This is a genomic window from Curtobacterium poinsettiae, assembly GCF_047226435.1.
GTDB classification, from domain to species: Bacteria; Actinomycetota; Actinomycetes; order Actinomycetales; family Microbacteriaceae; genus Curtobacterium; species Curtobacterium poinsettiae.
On record NZ_CP178434.1, the window covers coordinates 3,071,162 to 3,087,736 of the forward strand.

Consider the following 16,575-nt stretch of genomic DNA (forward strand, 5'->3'; position numbering starts at 1 on the left):
TGGGGTGACGAGTAAGAACTATACGCAGCCCTGAGCGGGTGCGCCAAGCCAGCTCCCATCCCGGGCGTGTCGCGTTGTGCAACACACGTCGCCCGGACGCAGTGATGCCCGGTTCCGCAGGGGAACCGGGCATCACGAGAGGTCGAGCGATCGGGGTCAGCCGAGCGTCACACCGGCGAGGGTCTTCTTGCCGCGACGGAGCACGAGGACTCCCCCGGGCAGGGCGAGGTCGGACAACGGGGCGGCCGCGTCCTCGGCTCGGACGTTGTTCACGTAGACACCGCCCTGGTCGATCGCGCGTCGGGCCTCGCCGAGGGACTTCACGAGTTCCGTCTCCACGAGTGCCCGTGCGACGTCCGCCCCGGGGTCGAGCGTGACCGACCCCGGCAGCGCGGCGATCGCCGACCGCAGGGTCTCGGGGTCGAGCGCACCGAGGTCGCCGTTGCCGAACAGCGCGGCCGCGGCGTCGATCGCCGCCTGGGTCGCCATCACGCCGTGCACGATCGAGGTGACCTCGAACGCCAGGGTCCGCTGGGCTTCTCGTCGGAAGGGCTCGTCGGCGACGGCCTGCTCGAGTCGTTCGATCTCGGCGCGCGTCAGGAACGTGAACTGCCGCAACCGGGCGATCACGTCCGCGTCCGTCGTGTTGAGCCAGAACTGGTACATCGCGTACGGCGAGGTCATCTCGGCGTCGAGCCAGATCGCGTTGCCCTCGCTCTTGCCGAACTTCGTGCCGTCGGAGTTCGTGATGAGCGGGGTGCCGAGGGCGTGCACCGTGGCGCCTTCGGCGCGACGGACGAGTTCGGTGCCGGAGGTCAGGTTGCCCCACTGGTCCGAACCGCCGGTCTGCAGCGTGCACCCGTACTGGCGCCAGAGTTCGCGGTAGTCGAGTCCCTGCAGGATCTGGTAGCTGAACTCGGTGTAGCTGATCCCCGCATCGGAGTTCAGCCGCGCGGCGACGGCGTCCTTCTTGAGCATCGAGTTGACGCGGAAGTACTTGCCGACGTCGCGCAGGAAGTCGATCGCGGACATCGGGGCGGTCCAGTCGAGGTTGTTCACCAGTCGGACGCCGTTGTCGCCGTTCGGGCTGAGGAACCGCGACACCTGGGTCTGCAGTCGGGAGACCCACTCGGCCACGGTCTCCGGGGTGTTCAGCGTGCGCTCGGCCGTCGGACGCGGATCGCCGATGAGACCGGTCGACCCGCCCACCAACGCGAGCGGCTTGTGCCCGGCGAGCTGCAGCCGGCGCATGGTCAGGAGCTGCAGGAGGTTGCCGCAGTGCAGCGACGGGGCCGTCGGGTCGAAGCCGCAGTAGTACGTGATCGGCTCACCGTCGAGGGCCTCTTGCAGCGCGGCCTCGTCGGTCGAGACCTGCACCAGACCGCGCCACTGCAGTTCGTCCCACACCGAGTCGAAGGCGGGGTCGTTCTGCTGGCGCGTCAGGACGTCTTGAGCGGTATCACTGGACACCCCGCCATCGTAGCGGCGACGGACGACCGGCAGGCGCGGCAGCCGGGAGGCCCGTGGCCGGGTTCACGGGCCGAAGGCACCCTTGTGCCGTCGGTACGTCGAGACCGTGGGGTCACCCGTCAGCCAGAAGCGCCAGGGGTACCGCACCCCGCCGGCGATGCCGCCGACGCCGGTGCGCGGACCGCGGGAGATCCGTGGGACGGCAGCGCCGGCCCGCGGGCCGGGCAGGGTCTCGGACAGGAGCTCGTCGATCACCCGGGCCGGTCCGGCGGAGGCGAGCCGGGCCTCCAGGCCGGGTGCCAGGGTGAGCACGAACGGGCCGGAACCGTCGAGGAGCGACGTGCCGTCGTCCTGCCCGAGGACCGCGCCGAGCGCTCCCCCGAGGTTGCCGGGCCCGCGTGCCAGCGCGACGTCCGCGACCGTCGGACCGCGACGCGCTCGCGCGAGGTCCAGCCCCTCGACGACCTGCGCACCGCGGAGCAGGGAGCCCGACGAGGTGCCGGCCGGCCCACTCACGACGTTGACGCAGGTGTGGATGCCGTACGAGCGGTAGGCGTACAGCGTGCCGGGCGGACCGAAGAGGTGGCGGTTGCGCTCCGTCATCCCCCGATGGCCGTGCGATCCGGGGTCGGTGGTGCCGGAGTAGGCCTCGACCTCGGTGATGCGGAGCGTCACGCCGCGGCCGGCGATCGTCGCACCGAGCAGGGCCGGCGCGATGACCGGGGCGGGCTCGGCGAGCAGCGCGGCGATCCCCCGGGTCATCGCGAGAAGGGTGCGCCCTCGGCCAGGTCGCGGACGCGGCGGGTGACGGACGCGAGCTGCTCGGCGACCCGGTCGGGCGCGGTGCCCCCGACGCCGGAGCGCGACGCGACGCTGCCCTCGATGGTCAGGACCGACCGGACGTCGGGCGTGAGGTGCTCGGACACCGAGCGGTACTCGTCGTCGGTCGGCTCGTCGAGCTCGATGCCGCGCTCCTCGCAGTACCGGACGAGCGCGCCGGAGACCTCGTGCGCGTCACGGAACGGCACACCCTGGCGGACCAACCACTCGGCGACGTCCGTCGCGAGCGAGAACCCCTGCGGGGCGAGCTCCGCCATCCGGTCCGTGTCGAAGGTCAGGGTCGCGATCATGCCGGTGAACGCGGGCAGCAGGACCTCGAGCGTGGCGACCGAGTCGAAAACCGGCTCCTTGTCCTCCTGCAGGTCGCGGTTGTAGGCCAGTGGCAGTCCCTTGAGGGTCGCGAGGAGGCCGGTCAGGTTGCCGATCAGACGCCCGGACTTCCCTCGTGCGAGCTCGGCGATGTCCGGGTTCTTCTTCTGCGGCATGATGCTCGACCCGGTCGAGAACGCGTCGTGGAGCCGGACGAAGCCGAACTCCTTGGTGTTCCAGAGGATGACCTCTTCCGACAGACGCGAGACGTCGATGCCGATCTGCGCGAGGACGAACGCGAACTCGGCGACGACGTCGCGGGCTGCTGTGGCGTCGATCGAGTTGTCGGCCGGGCGGTCGAAGCCGAGCTCCGCGGCGATCGCAGCGGGGTCGAGACCGAGGGAGCTGCCCGCCAGCGCACCGGCGCCGTACGGGCTGACGCTCGCGCGGCCGGCCCAGTCGCGCAGGCGCTCGAGGTCGCGGACGAGCGGCCAGGCGTGCGCGAGCAGGTGGTGGGCCAGGAGCACGGGCTGGGCGTGCTGCAGGTGCGTGCGCCCCGGCATGATCGCGGACGGGTGCTCGGTGGCCTGCTGGGTGATCGCGTCGACGAGGTCGATCACGAGCCGCCCGATGCGCCGTCCGTGGTCGAGCATGTGCATCCGGCCGAGGGTGGCGATCTGGTCGTTGCGGCTGCGACCCGCGCGGAGCTTGCCGCCGAGCTCGGGACCGAGGTCGGCGATGAGCAGGCGTTCGAGGGCGCCGTGGACGTCCTCGTCGGAGTCGTCGGGCTGCAGCGTGCCGTCGGCGTGCGCCGCTTCGAGCCGGTCGAGGCCGGCGAGCATGCGCTCCAGCTCGTCGGCGGTCAGGTAGCCCGCGGTGTGCAGCGCTCGGGCGTGGGCACGTGACCCCGCGATGTCGTAGGGCGCGAGCTGCCAGTCGAAGTGCGTCGACTTGGAGAGCGCAGCGAGGGCCGCACTCGGGCCGTCGGCGAAGCGGCCGCCCCAGAGGGCACCGGTGTTGGTGGCGTCGGTCTTCTCGTCGGTCATGTCGTCCTGCGTCGTTTCGTCGGTGCTCGGGCGGGCCGGGGCGGGGCCGCGGGCTGGTGGTCGGTGCGGTGCGGCTGTCGGTCAGTTCGCCGCATCGCGGCGGGCGGAGATCTTGCTGGGCAGTGACCAGAGTTCGATGAACCCCCTGGACACGGACTGGTCGAACGCATCGCCGGATTCGTACGTCGCCAGGTCGAAGTCGTAGAGGCTCTGCTCGGACCGACGACCCGTCACCGTGGCGCGTCCGCCCTGCAGCCGCAACCGGACGTCGCCGGAGACGTGCTGCTGGGTGTGCTCGACGAAGGCATCGAGGCTGCGCTTGAGTCCGCCGAACCACAGGCCGTCGTAGACCAGGTCGGCCCACTCGGCCTCGACACCGCGCTTGAACCGCGCGACGTCTCGCTCGAGCGTCAGGCTCTCGAGTTCCTCGTGCGCGGCGATGAGGGCGACCGCGGCCGGTGCCTCGTAGACCTCGCGCGACTTGATCCCGACCACGCGGTCCTCGACGACGTCGATGCGTCCGACCCCGTGCTTGCCGGCGACGGCGTTGAGCTCCTGCACCATCCGGAGCACGCTGAACCGCTGCCCGTCGAGGGCGACCGGCACCCCGCGGTCGAAGGTGATCGTGACCTCGTCGGCCGGCTGCGGGAGGGCCGGGTCCTGCGTGGTCGCGTAGAGGTCCTCGGTCGGGCCGTTCCACGGGTCCTCGAGGAGACCCGTCTCGACGGCACGACCCCACACGTTCTGGTCGACCGACCACGGCTGCCGCTCAGGCTGCTGGACCGGCAGCCCGTGCTCCTGCGCGTACTGGAGGGCACGGTCGCGGGTGAGGGCGAGGTCCCGCACCGGGGCGATGGTCCGGAGGTCCGGCGCGATCGCCGCGACGGCGGCCTCGAAGCGCACCTGGTCGTTGCCCTTGCCCGTGCAGCCGTGCGCGACGCTGTCCGCACCGAGCTGCTTCGCCGTCAGGGCGAGGTGCTTCGCGATGAGCGGTCGGCTCAGGGCCGAGACGAGCGGGTACCGCTTCTGGTACAGCGCGTTGGCTCGGAGCGCCGGCACGATGTACTCGTCCGCGAACTCGTCCTTGGCGTCGACCACGAGCGCCTCGACCGCGCCGCAGTCGAGTGCGCGCTGCCGGATCGCCTCGAGGTCGTCGCCGCCCTGGCCGACGTCGACCACGAGTGCCACCACGTCCTTGCCGGTGCCGTCGCGCAACCGGCCGATCCCGACGGAGGTGTCGAGACCGCCCGAGTACGCGAGGACGACGCGGTCAGCCACTGGTGATCACCCGGTCGGTCAGTCGTTGGCGAGCAGCCAGGCCAGCAGCGCCTTCTGGGCGTGCAGACGGTTCTCCGCCTCGTCCCAGATGATGCTGCGCGGACCGTCGATGACGTCGGCGGTCACCTCGAACCCACGGTCTGCCGGCAGGCAGTGCATGAAGACGGCGTCGGCGGCGGCGTGCGCCAAGAGCGCGTCGTCGACGCGGTACCCCGCGAAGGTGTCGAGGCGCGACTGCTTCTCGGACTCCTTGCCCATCGAGACCCAGGTGTCGGTGACGACGACGTCGGCACCGGCCACAGCGGCCACCGGATCGGTCACGACGAGGACGGAGCCACCCGTCACGGCAGCGCGGTCCTCGGCGTCGGAGACGACCTGCGCCGACGGGGAGAACTCGGCCGGGGCGGCGACGCGGACGTGCATGCCCGCGGTCGCACCGGCGAGCAGGTACGACTGCGCCATGTTGCTCGCGCCGTCACCGATGAACGCCACGGTCTGCCCGGCCAGTGTGCCGCGGTGCTCACGGATGGTGAGCAGGTCGGCGAGGAGCTGGCAGGGGTGGAAGTCGTCGGACAGCGCGTTGACGACGGGGACCGTCGTGCCGGCGGCCATCTCCTCGAGCCCGGCCTGGCCGTAGGTGCGCCAGACGATCGCCGACACCATGCGCTCGAGCACGCGAGCGGTGTCCGACGGGGTCTCCTTGCCGCCGAGCTGGCTGTTCGCCGTCGAGATGATCAGCGGGCTGCCGCCGAGGTCCGAGATGCCGACGTGGAACGACACCCGGGTGCGGGTCGACGACTTGTCGAAGATCACCGCGACGCTCTGCGGACCGGCGAGCGGCTTCTCCGCCCAGCGGTCGGCCTTCATGCGGTCGGCGATGTCGAGGATCGCGGACTGCTCGGACTGGCTCAGGTCGTCGTCGCGGAGGAAGTGGCGGGTCATGCGGTGGGCTCCTGCGCTGCGGCGACGGCCGCGAGGCTCTGGGCGAGGATCGACAGGAACTCGTCGACCTCGGCGTCGGACACGATGAGCGGCGGCGCGATGCGCAGGCTCGACTCGTTGGGGGCGTTGATGATGAGGCCGCGTTCGAGGGCGGCTGCGTTGACGAGCGGGCCGACCGGGCCGGCGAGACCGACGCCGATGAGCAGGCCGGTGCCGCGGACCTCTTCGACCAGCGGGGAGCCGATGGCACGGATACCGTCACGGATGCGCTCACCCTTGACCACCGCGCTGGCGACGAGGTCAGCGCGCTCGATCTCCTCGAGCACGGCGTTCGCCACACGGGTGCCGAGCGGGTTGCCGCCGAAGGTCGAACCGTGCTGCCCGGCCGAGAACAGGTCGGACGCCCAGCCGAAGGTCACGAGGGCGCCGATCGGGAAGCCGCCCGCGATGCCCTTCGCGATCGTGATGGCGTCGGGCGTCACCCCGTGCCCCTGGAACGCGAACCAGTTGCCGGTCCGGCCGACTCCCGTCTGGATCTCGTCGAGGATCAGCAGCGCACCGTGCTCCTCGGTCAGCCGGCGGGCGGCCAGCAGGAACCCCTCGGGCAGGTCGACCACGCCGGCCTCGCCCTTGATGGGCTCGAGGATCAGAGCGGCCACGGTGTCGTCGATCGATGCTTCGAGCGCGTCGATCGAGGTGTCGATGTGCTCGACGCCCGGGATCATCGGCAGGAAGTCCTGCTGCAGTGCGGGCTTGCCGGTGAGCGCGAGGGCGCCCATCGTCCGCCCGTGGAAGCCCTGCTTGAGCGCGAGGATCCGCGTCTTCGTGCCGTCGGCGCCCCTGTTGAGGCGGGCGAGCTTGAACGCGGCCTCGTTCGCCTCGGCGCCGGAGTTGCCGAAGTAGACACGGCCCGCTTCGCCCGCGCCGGTGATGCGCTTGAGGCGCTCGGCGAGTTCGAGCTGGGGCGGGGTGGCGAAGTAGTTCGACACGTGCACGAGCTTCGCCGCCTGGTCGGCGATCGCCGCGACGAACGCGGGGTGCGCGTGGCCGAGCGAGTTCACCGCGATCCCCGCGAGGAAGTCGAGGTACTCGTTGCCCTCCACGTCCCACACACGGCAGCCCTGTCCGCGCTCGAGCATGATCTTCGGAGGGGTCAGGGATCGCATGAGCGACGCCCCGAACCGGTCGTTCCAGGTCTCGGTCTGCGTCTCGGTGCTCACTGCTGGTGTCCCTTCTCGTCCGTACCCGCCACGTGCTGGCCGGTACTGCTGTCGATCGACGGCGACGCCACGCGCCGGCCGATCTCGGCGTGGGTCATCTGGTTCTCGGTTCGTCGGCTCGGGTCCGGGATCACCTCGGTGCCCGCACCCCGCAGGGTGAAGACCTCGAGCAGGATCGAGTGCGGGATCCGGCCGTCGATGATGGTCGCGCCGCCGACCCCGCCGACCACGGCGTCGAGGCACGCGGTCATCTTCGGGATCATCCCCGACTCGAGGCTCGGCAGGAGTTCACGGAGTTCCTCGACGGCGATGAGGTCGACGATCGAGTCACGGTCCGGCCAGTTGCGGTAGAGCCCCGGGACGTCGGTGAGCATCATGAGCTTCGACGCCCGGAGTGCGATCGCCAGGGCACCGGCCGCAGCGTCCGCGTTCACGTTGAGCGCCTGGTCGGGGTGCGCGTCGTCGATCGCGATGCTCGAGACCACCGGGATCCGGCCGGCCTCGATCGCGGCGAGCACACCGGACGGGTCGACGTGGGTGAGGTCCCCGACGTGGCCGAGGTCGTACTCCTGCCCGTCGACGACGACGCCCTTCTTCTCGCCGGTGAACAGCGAGCCGCCGTCGCCGAACACTCCGACGGCCAGGCCCTCGCCGTGTTCGTTCATCAAGTCGACGATCTCGCGGTTCACCTCGCCGGCCAGGACGTCCCGGACGACCGTGATCGCCTCGGTCGTCGTGACGCGGTAGCCGCCGCGGAACTCGGACTCGATGCCCTGTTCCTTGAGGGCGGCCGAGATCTGCGGACCCCCACCGTGCACGACGACAGGGTGCAGGCCGGCGTAGCGCAGGTAGACCATGTCCTCGGCGAAGGCGCGCTTCAGGTCCTCGTTCACCATGGCGTTGCCGCCGAACTTGACCACGACGACCTTGCCCGAGAAGCGCTTGAGCCAGGGCAGCGACTCGATGAGCGTCGCGGCCTTGACCGCGGCGAACTCGTGTTCTTCTTCCTTCGTGAGGGGCGTGCCGGCCCCGTTCGTGTCGGCCGCCATCAGCTGGAGTACGCGCTGTTCTCGTGCACGTAGTCGTGCGTGAGGTCGTTGGTCAGGATCGTGGCCGAGTGCGTGCCGACCCCGAGGTCGATGCGCACGTGGGTGTCACGCGGGGTCAGGTCGACGGAGTCGCTCGGCTCGTCGGGTGCACCCGCGTGGCAGACCCGGACACCGTTCATGCTGACGTCCACCGCGTACGGGTCGAACTCGGCGTCGGTGGTGCCGATCGCTGCGAGCACCCGTCCCCAGTTCGGGTCGTTGCCGAAGACGGCCGCCTTGAAGAGGTTGTTCCGGGCGACGCTCCGACCGACGGTCACGGCGTCGTCCTCGGTCACGGCGTGCACGACCTCGATCGTGATGTCGTGGCTCGCGCCCTCGGCGTCCTGCTGCAGCTGCCGGGCCAGGTCGGCACAGACCGCGGTCAGGGCTTCCTGGAAGTCCCCGACCTCGGGCGTCACGCCGCTCGCACCCGACGACAGCAGGACGACGGTGTCGTTGGTGGACATGCAGCCGTCGGAGTCGACCCGGTCGAACGTGATGCGGGTGGCCGCCCGGAGCGCCTGGTCGAGCTGGTCCGGCGTCTGCACGGCGTCGGTCGTGATGACGACGAGCATCGTCGCGAGCCCGGGTGCGAGCATGCCGGCACCCTTGGCCATGCCGCCGACGGTCCAGCCGTCCTCGGTCACGACGGACTGCTTGGCCTTCGTGTCGGTCGTCATGATGGCGGTCGCGGCGTCCGGACCGCCGTCGTCGCTGAGTGCGGCGCTCGCCAGGTCGACGCCACGGAGCACGTTGTCGCGGAAGGACTGGTCGCCGACGCCGATGAGCCCGGTGGAGCAGACGACGACGTCGCCGGCCCCGATCCCGAGGGCGTCGCCCACGGCCTCGGCCGTGAGGTGCGTGGTCTGGAAGCCGAACGGTCCGGTGAAGCAGTTCGCGCCGCCGGAGTTCAGGACGACGGCCTGGGCCACGCCGTCCCCGACGACCTGGCGGGACCAGATCACCGGGTGTGCCTGGGCACGGTTGCTGGTGAACACGGCGGCCACGGCCGCGTCGGGGCCGTCGTTGACGACGAGTGCCACGTCCGGCTTGCCGCTGGTCTTCAGGCCTGCGGTCACGCCGGCGGCGCGGAAACCCGCTGCCGCGGTGACGCCCTGGAGGCCCGGCTCGGTCTGGGTGGTCGTGCCTGCGTCGGTCACGGTGCGACTCCGTCCACGCTGAGGCCCGTGGTCTCGGGGAGACCGAGGGCGATGTTCGCCGACTGGACGGCGGCGCCCGCCGTGCCCTTGGCGAGGTTGTCGAGGGCGGTCACCGCGACGACGCGGCCGGCGGCCTCGTCGACGGCGATGCCGACGAGCGCGGTGTTCGCGCCGATCGTGTCGGCCACCCGGGGGAACTCGCCCTCGGGCAGCAGGTGCACGAAGGGTTCGTCGGCGTACGCCTGCTCCCACGCGAGCCGGACGTCACGCGCGCTGACGCCGGGCGAGAGCTTCGCGGTCGTGGTCGCCAGGATCCCCCGCGACATCGGGACCAGGACCGGCGTGAACGAGATCGTCACGTCGGAAGCGCCCGCGACCTGCAGGTTCTGCTGGATCTCGGGGACGTGCCGGTGCGTCCCCCCGACGGCGTAGGCACTGGCGGACCCCATGATCTCGGAGGCCAGGTAGGTGGTGCTGAGCTTCTTGCCGGCACCACTCGGCCCGACGCTGAGCACCGCGACGAGGTCGTCGGACTCGACGAGGCCAGCCTGGATGCCCGGCTGGATGCCGAGCGTCACCGCGGTGACGTTGCAGCCGGGGACCGCGATGCGCTTCGTGCCGACCAGGGCGGAACGCTGCTTGCCCTGGGAGGCGATGTCGTCGACGTCGCGCCACTCGTCGGCCGAACCCGGAGTGGGAGCCGCGAGCAGGAGTTCGGGGAGACCGTACGTCCACGCGCCGAAGTAGTCGCCGCCGTAGAACCGCTCCCACGCAGCCGGGTCCGTCAGACGGTGGTCCGCGCCGCAGTCGATGACGAGCGCGTCGTCGCCGAGCTCCGCGGTGATCGCACCCGACTGTCCGTGCGGCAGCGCCAGGAAGACCACGTCGTGCCCGCGCAGCGTCTCGGCCGTCGTCTCCGCCAGGGTCAGGTGCGACAGCGAACGGAGGTGCGGCTGGGTCGCGATCAGGGGCTGTCCGGCGTTCGAGAACGCGGTCACCGTCCTGACCTCGAACTCGGGGTGGGCGGAGAGCACACGCAGGAGCTCGCCACCCGCGTAGCCGGAGGCTCCCGCCACGGCGACGGATACGGACATGGGATTCCACCTTTGGTCGGACTGGTCGTCGAGAGAGTCGGAGGCGGCGACCCCGGGCGGTGCTGATCCCGTGTGGGTCAGTCGCGCAGGGTCGCCCCGAATCGCTCGCCGGCACGTCGGACAGCGCCGTCACGGGCCTCGGTGGCCTCGGCAGCGGTCAGCGTGCGGTCCGTGGCACGGAAGCGCAGGGCGAACGTCAGGGACTTCTGTCCCTCGTCCACGCCGGAGCCCCGGTAGTCATCCACGAGCCGAGCATACTCCAACAGGTCTCCGGCGCCAGAGCGCACCGCATCCAGCACCTCGCCGGCCGGTACCCCGGCGTCGACGACCAGGGAGAGGTCCTGCGTGGCTGCCGGGTAGGAGACGATCGGCGCGACCGCGACGAGTTCCGGGGCTGCGGCGACGAGCGCGTCGAGGTCGAGCTCGACGACCGCCACCACGCGGGGCAGGACGGCGGCCTCGGCCAGTCCGGGCAGGAGTTCCCCGGCGACGCCGACCACCGTGCCGTCGACGAGCAGGGACGCGGCGCGACCCGGGTGCAGCGACGGGTGGGTGGTCTGCGCGACGGTCAGTTCCACACCGACGGCCCACGCGACCTGGCGGGCCGTGTCGATGGCGTCGGCGATGCCGAACGGTTCCGCGGTGGCGCCGGGCTGCTTGACGACGCGGTGGCCGGTGAACAGTGCGGCGACGTGGAAGGGCTGGGCCGGCAGCGAGGCGTCCAGTGCTTCGAGCATCGCACGGTCGGGCCGGACGGCGCCCGCCGGGACCTCGTCGGTGCCGAGCGTCACGCCCGTCACCGGCAGGAACACCCGGGACGTCTCGTACAGGGCGACGTCGACGAGCCCGCGCGAGACGTTGCGGCGGGCGGCGTCGACCAGGGCCGGGACGCCGCTGCGGCGCAGCAGGTTCTGCTCGCTGTCCAGGGCGTTGGCGAGCACGACGCTCGGTCCGCCCTGCGGGTCGATCCCCGGGTAGTCGTCCTGCGTGGCGGCCGAGACGAACGGGGCCGTGACGACCTCCGTCAGGCCCGCCGCGGCCAGCGCCGAGGCCACCCGACGACGTGCCTGCTGGTGCCGGGTCAGCCCCCGGCCGGGCGGGGCGACGGGCAGGACGCTCGGGATGCGGTCGTAGCCGACGATGCGCGCGACCTCTTCGACCAGCGTGGTGTCGTCGGTCAGGTCAGGGCGCCAGGTGGGCGGGGTGACCGCGAGCTGCTCGCCGTCGGACTCGACCGTGGCGCCGATCGCACGGAGCGTCTCGATGACCTCGGCGTCGGTGTAGTCGACGCCGACGAGCTCGGCCGGGCGGGAGACCCGCATCGTGACGGTCGGCCGCGGGTCGCTGTCGACGAGCGTGGACCCGAGGGGGTCGGCGGTGCCGCCGGCGAGCTCGACGAGGAGCTCGACGGCGCGGTTCGCCGCGGCCTCGGCCACCAGCGGGTCGACCCCGCGCTCGAAGCGACGGGATGCCTCACTGGGCAGCTTGTGCCGACGAGCGGTGCGGGCGATCGAGACCTGGTCGAACCCGGCGGCCTCGATCAGGATGTCCGTCGTGCTCGCCGAGATCTCGGTGCGGGCCCCGCCCATGACGCCGGCGAGCCCGACGGGACCGTCGTCGTCGGTGATCACGAGGTCTTCGGGGTCGAGCTCCCGGACGGTGCCGTCGAGAGTCTCGAGCGTCTCAGCGGCGTTCGCCCGGCGGACGCCGAGGCCCCCCGCGATCGTCTGCAGGTCGTAGCCGTGCAGCGGTTGGCCGAGCTCGAACATGACGTAGTTCGTGATGTCGACGGGCAGGGAGATCGAACGCACCCCGGCCAGCGACAGGCGCGACACCATCCAGGAGGGTGTCTTCGCTGCCGGGTCGATCCCGCGCACGACGCGCGTGACGAACGTGGAGGCGCCGACCCGACCCCGGACCGGAGCCTGGTCGTCGATCGTGACCCGGAAGCCCTCGGCCGCACGCGGCGCGATGCGCTCGACGGGGTCGTGGAAGCTGGCTCCGGTGGCGTGCGCGTACTCACGAGCGACCCCGCGCATGCTCAGCACGTACCCACGGTCGGGCGTGACGTTGATCTCGACCGCGGCGTCGTCGAGGCCGAGGAGCGCGATCGCGTCGGCGCCCACGGTTGGCTCCATGCCGAGGTCGGCGAAGCGCAGGATGCCGTCGTGCTCGTCGCCGAGCCCGAGCTCGCGCGCCGAGGCGATCATGCCGTCGGACACGTGTCCGTAGGTCTTGCGGGCGGCGATCGGGAACGGCCCGGGCAGGACCGCACCGGGCAGCGTGACGACGACGAGGTCGCCGACGTCGAAGTTGTGCGCGCCGCAGACGATGCCGCGGGGCTCGGCTTCGCCGACGTCCACCTGGCACCAGTTGATGGTCTTGCCGTTCTTCTGCGGCTCGGGGACGCGCTCGAGCACCCGACCGACCACGACGGGGCCGGTCAGGTCGAAGGTGTGGACGTCCTCTTCCTCGAAGCCGACCGACACGAGCGCCGCGTGGACGTGCTCGAGGGTGACGTCGTCGGGGAGGTCGACGGACTCACCGAGCCAACGGAGTGGGACGCGCATCAGACCACCGTTCCGAACTGCTGCGAGAAGCGGATGTCGCCCTCGAGGAAGTCACGCATGTCGTTCAGGCCGTTGCGGAACTGCAGCGTCCGCTCGATGCCCATGCCGAACGCGAAGCCCTGGTACTCGTCCGGGTCGATCCCGGCGGCACGCAGGACGTTGGGGTTGACCATGCCGCAGCCACCCCACTCGACCCACCGTGCGCCACCCTTGGCGTTCGGCTGCCAGACGTCCATCTCGGCACTGGGCTCGGTGAACGGGAAGTAGTTCGGGCGGAGGCGGATCTGCGCCTCGGCGCCGAACATCTGCCGGGCGAAGTGCTCGAGCGTGCCGCGCAGGTGCGCCATCGTCAGGCCCTTGTCGATCGCGATGCCCTCGACCTGGGTGAAGACCGGCAGGTGCGTGGCGTCGAGCTCGTCGGCACGGTAGACGCGTCCGGGCGCGATGACGTACAGCGGGAGGTCGCGCGACAGCAGCGACCGCACCTGCACCGGCGAGGTGTGGGTCCGCATGACCAGGTGCCGGTCGACGGGCTCGACGAAGATCGTGTCCGCCATGGCCCGGGCGGGGTGGTCCTGGTCGAAGTTCAGCGCGTCGAAGTTGAACCACTCGTGCTCGAGCTCCGGGCCTTCTGCGACTTCCCACCCCATGCCGACGAAGATGTCGGCGACGGCTTCGTTCAGCAGCGAGAGCGGGTGGCGGGAGCCGGTGGCGCGGTGGGTCGGCAACGCGGTGACGTCGACGCGTTCGGCTTCGAGCCGTGCGCGTTCCTCGGCCACCGCGAGGACGGATTCCTGCTCGGCGATCGCCGCGTTCACCCGCCCACGGGCCTGCCCGACGAGCTTGCCCGCCGCGGCCTTCTGTTCCGGCGGCACACTGCGCATCGATGCGTTCATCCGCGCCAACGGTGACTGCTCACCGGTGTGCTCGGCCCTGGCCTGCTTCAGTTCGGCGACCGTCGTCGTGGCACGGACGGCGGCGAGGGCCGCGTCCACCGCGTCGGCGACGGCCGATTCGCTGATCTCGAGAGGTTCTGACACGAGACCCAAGCCTACCGGCCGTCGGGATACCACCCACCTGCACCGAGCGGACGGTGGATGGCCGACGCCGACGACCGGTCTGTGGAGAAGCGTCAGCTCCGGAGCGCGAAGGCCGACTCGTACAGGCACACCGACGCCGCCGTGGCGAGGTTCATCGACTCCGCCTGCCCGTAGATCGGCACCTTGACTGCCCGGTCGACGAGCGCCAGGTCGTCGGCGGTGAGCCCGCGTGCCTCGTTGCCGAAGACCCACGCGGTCGGACCGTCGAGCATCCCCTCGGCGCGCACCACCGGCAGGTCGTCGCCGGAGACGTCGGCGGCGAGCACCGTGTAGCCGAGGGCCTTCGCCCGCTCGATCGTGTCCGCCAGCGTGACACCCACCGACACCGGCACGTGGAACAGGGACCCGGTCGTCGACCGGACGACCTTCGGGTTGTACGGGTCCACCGACCGGCCGGTCAGCACCACCGCATCGGCTCCGGCCGCGTCAGCGGCGCGGATGATCGTGCCGGCGTTCCCCGGGTCCCGCACCTCTTCGAGGATGGCGACCAGTCCGGGCAACGCGGCCTGCTCGTCGGACGCATCACGGGCCTCCGCGTCGGCGGCAGCCGCAGCGCGGTCCGGGAAGACGTCCTTCACCGACGTCGGGAACTGCTGGCACACCGCGACCACGCCCTGCGGGGTGACGGTGTCCGCCATCGCGTCGAGCACCTGCTCGGTCACGAACCACGTGTCCACCGGCGCGTCGTCCAGCCCGTAGCGGGCTGCGGCGGTGGGGGTCACGTACAGCTCGCGCAGGAGCTCCGGCGCGTACTCCAGCGCTTCGCGGACCGCTTGGGGTCCTTCCAGCAGGAACAGGCCGGTCTCGGCCCGGACGTCCTTCTTGGCCAGGGCCGCAACGGCCTTCACGCGTCCGGCACGGGGGTTCTCGAGGAGATCGCTCACGACCCAAGTCTAGGAACGACGAAACCCCCGCCGTGCGACGGGGGTTTCGCGAGCAGAAGAACTGACTACGCAGCCTTCGGGGCCGAGGTGTCGGCCGGGAGGGCCTTCTTCGCGGTCTCGACGAGCGCGGTGAAGGTCTCGGGGTTGTTCACCGCGAGGTCGGCGAGGATGCGACGGTCGACCTCGACGCCGGCCAGGTTGAGACCCTGGATGAGGCGGTTGTAGGTCAGGCCGTTCGCACGGGACGCAGCGTTGATGCGCTGGATCCAGAGGCGACGGAACTCGCCCTTCTTCGCGTGACGGTCGCGGTACGCGTAGACGAGGGAGTGGGTGACCTGCTCCTTGGCCTTGCGGTACAGACGCGAACGCTGGCCGCGGTAGCCCTCGGCGCGTTCGAGGATGACGCGGCGCTTCTTGGCGGCGTTGACCGCTCTCTTTACTCGTGCCATTGCACTATTCCTTTACGATCTGCGGGGCTCAGTGGCCGAGGAGCTTCTTGACGTTCTTCGCGTCACCCTTGGAGAGGACCTGGTCCTCGTTCAGGCGGGCCTTGCGCTTGGAGCTCTTGACCTCGAGGTTGTGACGCATACCGGCCTGCTGCTTCATGATCTTGCCGGTACCGGTGACCTTGAAGCGCTTCTTCGACCCGGAGTGGGTCTTCTGCTTGGGCATGGTGGTGCCTTTCCGTGGGATGGATGGGGGGCCGCGTCGTTGCGGGTTCGGTCCGGGGACCTATTCGGCCGCGGAGTCCGTGGATTCCGCAGCTGCCTCGGACGTGGAACCGGCCTCGGCCTCGTCCTTGCCCTTCGCGGCGTGCTCGGTGGCACGACGCTCGGCCTTCTGTGCAGCACGCTTGGCGTTCTGCTCGCCCTTGACGTCGGACTTGTTCTTGAGCGGGGCGATGATCATCGTCATGTTGCGGCCGTCCTGGGTCGGACGCGACTCGACGACGCCGAACTCGGCGATCTCTTCCGCGAACTTGTGGAGGAGACGGACACCCTGCTCAGGACGCGACTGCTCGCGGCCACGGAAGAGGATCATCGCCTTCACCTTGTCGCCACCGAGGAGGAACCCCTCGGCGCGCTTGCGCTTCGTCTCGTAGTCGTGCACGTCGATCTTCAGGCGGAAACGGACCTCTTTCAGGTCCGTGTTCACCTGGTTGCGACGGGCTTCCTTGGCCTTCTGAGCGGCTTCGTACTTGAACTTGCCGTAGTCCATGATCTTGGCCACGGGCGGCTTCGAGTTCGGCGCGACCTCGACCAGATCCAGTTCGGCTTCCTGCGCGAGACGCAGGGCCATGGCGATCGGGACAACGCCGACCTGCTCACCCTGCGGACCGACGAGTCGGACTTCGGGAACGCGGATTCGGTCGTTGGTACGGGGATCGGTGATGCGGAGCTCCTTCAATCAGGTGGTGGCCGTCCGGGGCGTTTGCCCTGGACGACAGCACGAGAGAGGAGATCTGACGCACGGGATGTCGACCCGTTCGGCAGCCGCCCTGCATCGGATCCGTGGGATCCGACCGACGAGCGCAACACGTGCACTCGCGGAGCGGTGGTGACCCGGTAGCCTGG

General features: G+C 70.7%; 15 protein-coding genes. All 15 read right to left on the minus strand.

The features are described from left to right. Positions 1-156: 156 nt before the first annotated feature. Entirely contained in the window at positions 157-1,470 is a 1,314-nt protein-coding gene (gene tyrS, locus ACL00U_RS14445) for a tyrosine--tRNA ligase (protein WP_412873548.1), read from the minus strand. Between the two features lie 63 nt (positions 1,471-1,533). Beyond that, positions 1,534-2,232 (minus strand): DNA-3-methyladenine glycosylase, encoded by a 699-nt coding sequence (locus ACL00U_RS14450; RefSeq protein WP_412873549.1) that lies wholly within the window; start codon positions 2,230-2,232, stop codon positions 1,534-1,536. After that, positions 2,229-3,665 (minus strand): argininosuccinate lyase, encoded by a 1,437-nt coding sequence (gene argH / locus ACL00U_RS14455; RefSeq protein ID WP_412873550.1) that lies wholly within the window; start codon positions 3,663-3,665, stop codon positions 2,229-2,231. Before argH ends, ACL00U_RS14450 begins: the two co-directional genes overlap by 4 nt. An 81-nt stretch (positions 3,666-3,746) precedes the next feature. Next, the gene (locus ACL00U_RS14460) at positions 3,747-4,943 is read right to left on the minus strand and encodes an argininosuccinate synthase (RefSeq protein ID WP_017887966.1); all 1,197 of its coding nucleotides are present in this window, start codon (positions 4,941-4,943) and stop codon (positions 3,747-3,749) included. A gap of 18 nt (positions 4,944-4,961) precedes the next feature. Beyond that, on the minus strand, positions 4,962-5,885 hold the full coding sequence (gene argF / locus ACL00U_RS14465) for an ornithine carbamoyltransferase (protein ID WP_017887967.1): 924 nt from the start codon (positions 5,883-5,885) through the stop codon (positions 4,962-4,964). Beyond that, a complete protein-coding gene (locus tag ACL00U_RS14470) occupies positions 5,882-7,105 on the minus strand; it encodes an acetylornithine transaminase (RefSeq protein WP_017887968.1) in 1,224 nt (407 codons plus the stop codon). Before ACL00U_RS14470 ends, argF begins: the two co-directional genes overlap by 4 nt. After that, positions 7,102-8,154 (minus strand): acetylglutamate kinase, encoded by a 1,053-nt coding sequence (argB, locus tag ACL00U_RS14475; protein WP_412873551.1) that lies wholly within the window; start codon positions 8,152-8,154, stop codon positions 7,102-7,104. Before argB ends, ACL00U_RS14470 begins: the two co-directional genes overlap by 4 nt. Next, on the minus strand, positions 8,154-9,353 hold the full coding sequence (gene argJ / locus ACL00U_RS14480) for a bifunctional glutamate N-acetyltransferase/amino-acid acetyltransferase ArgJ (protein WP_412873552.1): 1,200 nt from the start codon (positions 9,351-9,353) through the stop codon (positions 8,154-8,156). The genes argB and argJ overlap by 1 nt, the downstream gene beginning before the upstream one ends. Beyond that, positions 9,350-10,447: an N-acetyl-gamma-glutamyl-phosphate reductase gene (locus ACL00U_RS14485; RefSeq protein WP_412873553.1), complete on the minus strand. Its 1,098-nt coding sequence runs from the start codon at positions 10,445-10,447 to the stop codon at positions 9,350-9,352. Before ACL00U_RS14485 ends, argJ begins: the two co-directional genes overlap by 4 nt. 77 nt (positions 10,448-10,524) lie before the next feature. Continuing rightward, a complete protein-coding gene (gene pheT / locus ACL00U_RS14490) occupies positions 10,525-13,017 on the minus strand; it encodes a phenylalanine--tRNA ligase subunit beta (protein ID WP_412873554.1) in 2,493 nt (830 codons plus the stop codon). After that, positions 13,017-14,057, minus strand: coding sequence for a phenylalanine--tRNA ligase subunit alpha (pheS, locus tag ACL00U_RS14495; RefSeq protein WP_042540039.1), 1,041 nt, complete (start codon positions 14,055-14,057; stop codon positions 13,017-13,019). The genes pheT and pheS overlap by 1 nt, the downstream gene beginning before the upstream one ends. A gap of 92 nt (positions 14,058-14,149) precedes the next feature. Continuing rightward, on the minus strand, positions 14,150-15,001 hold the full coding sequence (locus ACL00U_RS14500; RefSeq protein ID WP_027466551.1) for a TrmH family RNA methyltransferase: 852 nt from the start codon (positions 14,999-15,001) through the stop codon (positions 14,150-14,152). Between the two features lie 65 nt (positions 15,002-15,066). Continuing rightward, positions 15,067-15,450 (minus strand): 50S ribosomal protein L20, encoded by a 384-nt coding sequence (rplT, locus tag ACL00U_RS14505; protein WP_017887975.1) that lies wholly within the window; start codon positions 15,448-15,450, stop codon positions 15,067-15,069. Positions 15,451-15,478: 28 nt separating this feature from the next. Continuing rightward, complete coding sequence (rpmI, locus tag ACL00U_RS14510; protein ID WP_017887976.1) at positions 15,479-15,673, minus strand: 50S ribosomal protein L35; 195 nt, start codon at positions 15,671-15,673, stop codon at positions 15,479-15,481. Between the two features lie 60 nt (positions 15,674-15,733). Further along, a complete protein-coding gene (infC, locus tag ACL00U_RS14515) occupies positions 15,734-16,408 on the minus strand; it encodes a translation initiation factor IF-3 (RefSeq protein WP_017887977.1) in 675 nt (224 codons plus the stop codon). Positions 16,409-16,575 lie beyond the last annotated feature (167 nt).

Coding starts and splice junctions, on each gene's coding strand:
- ACL00U_RS14450 (WP_412873549.1), bottom strand. CDS start 2,232: ATGACCCGGGGGATCGCCGCGCTGCTCGCCGAGCCCGCCCCGGTCATC.
- argH (WP_412873550.1), bottom strand. CDS start 3,665: ATGACCGACGAGAAGACCGACGCCACCAACACCGGTGCCCTCTGGGGC.
- argF (WP_017887967.1), bottom strand. CDS start 5,885: ATGACCCGCCACTTCCTCCGCGACGACGACCTGAGCCAGTCCGAGCAG.
- argB (WP_412873551.1), bottom strand. CDS start 8,154: ATGGCGGCCGACACGAACGGGGCCGGCACGCCCCTCACGAAGGAAGAA.
- ACL00U_RS14485 (WP_412873553.1), bottom strand. CDS start 10,447: ATGTCCGTATCCGTCGCCGTGGCGGGAGCCTCCGGCTACGCGGGTGGC.
- pheT (WP_412873554.1), bottom strand. CDS start 13,017: ATGCGCGTCCCACTCCGTTGGCTCGGTGAGTCCGTCGACCTCCCCGAC.
- rplT (WP_017887975.1), bottom strand. CDS start 15,450: ATGGCACGAGTAAAGAGAGCGGTCAACGCCGCCAAGAAGCGCCGCGTC.
- rpmI (WP_017887976.1), bottom strand. CDS start 15,673: ATGCCCAAGCAGAAGACCCACTCCGGGTCGAAGAAGCGCTTCAAGGTC.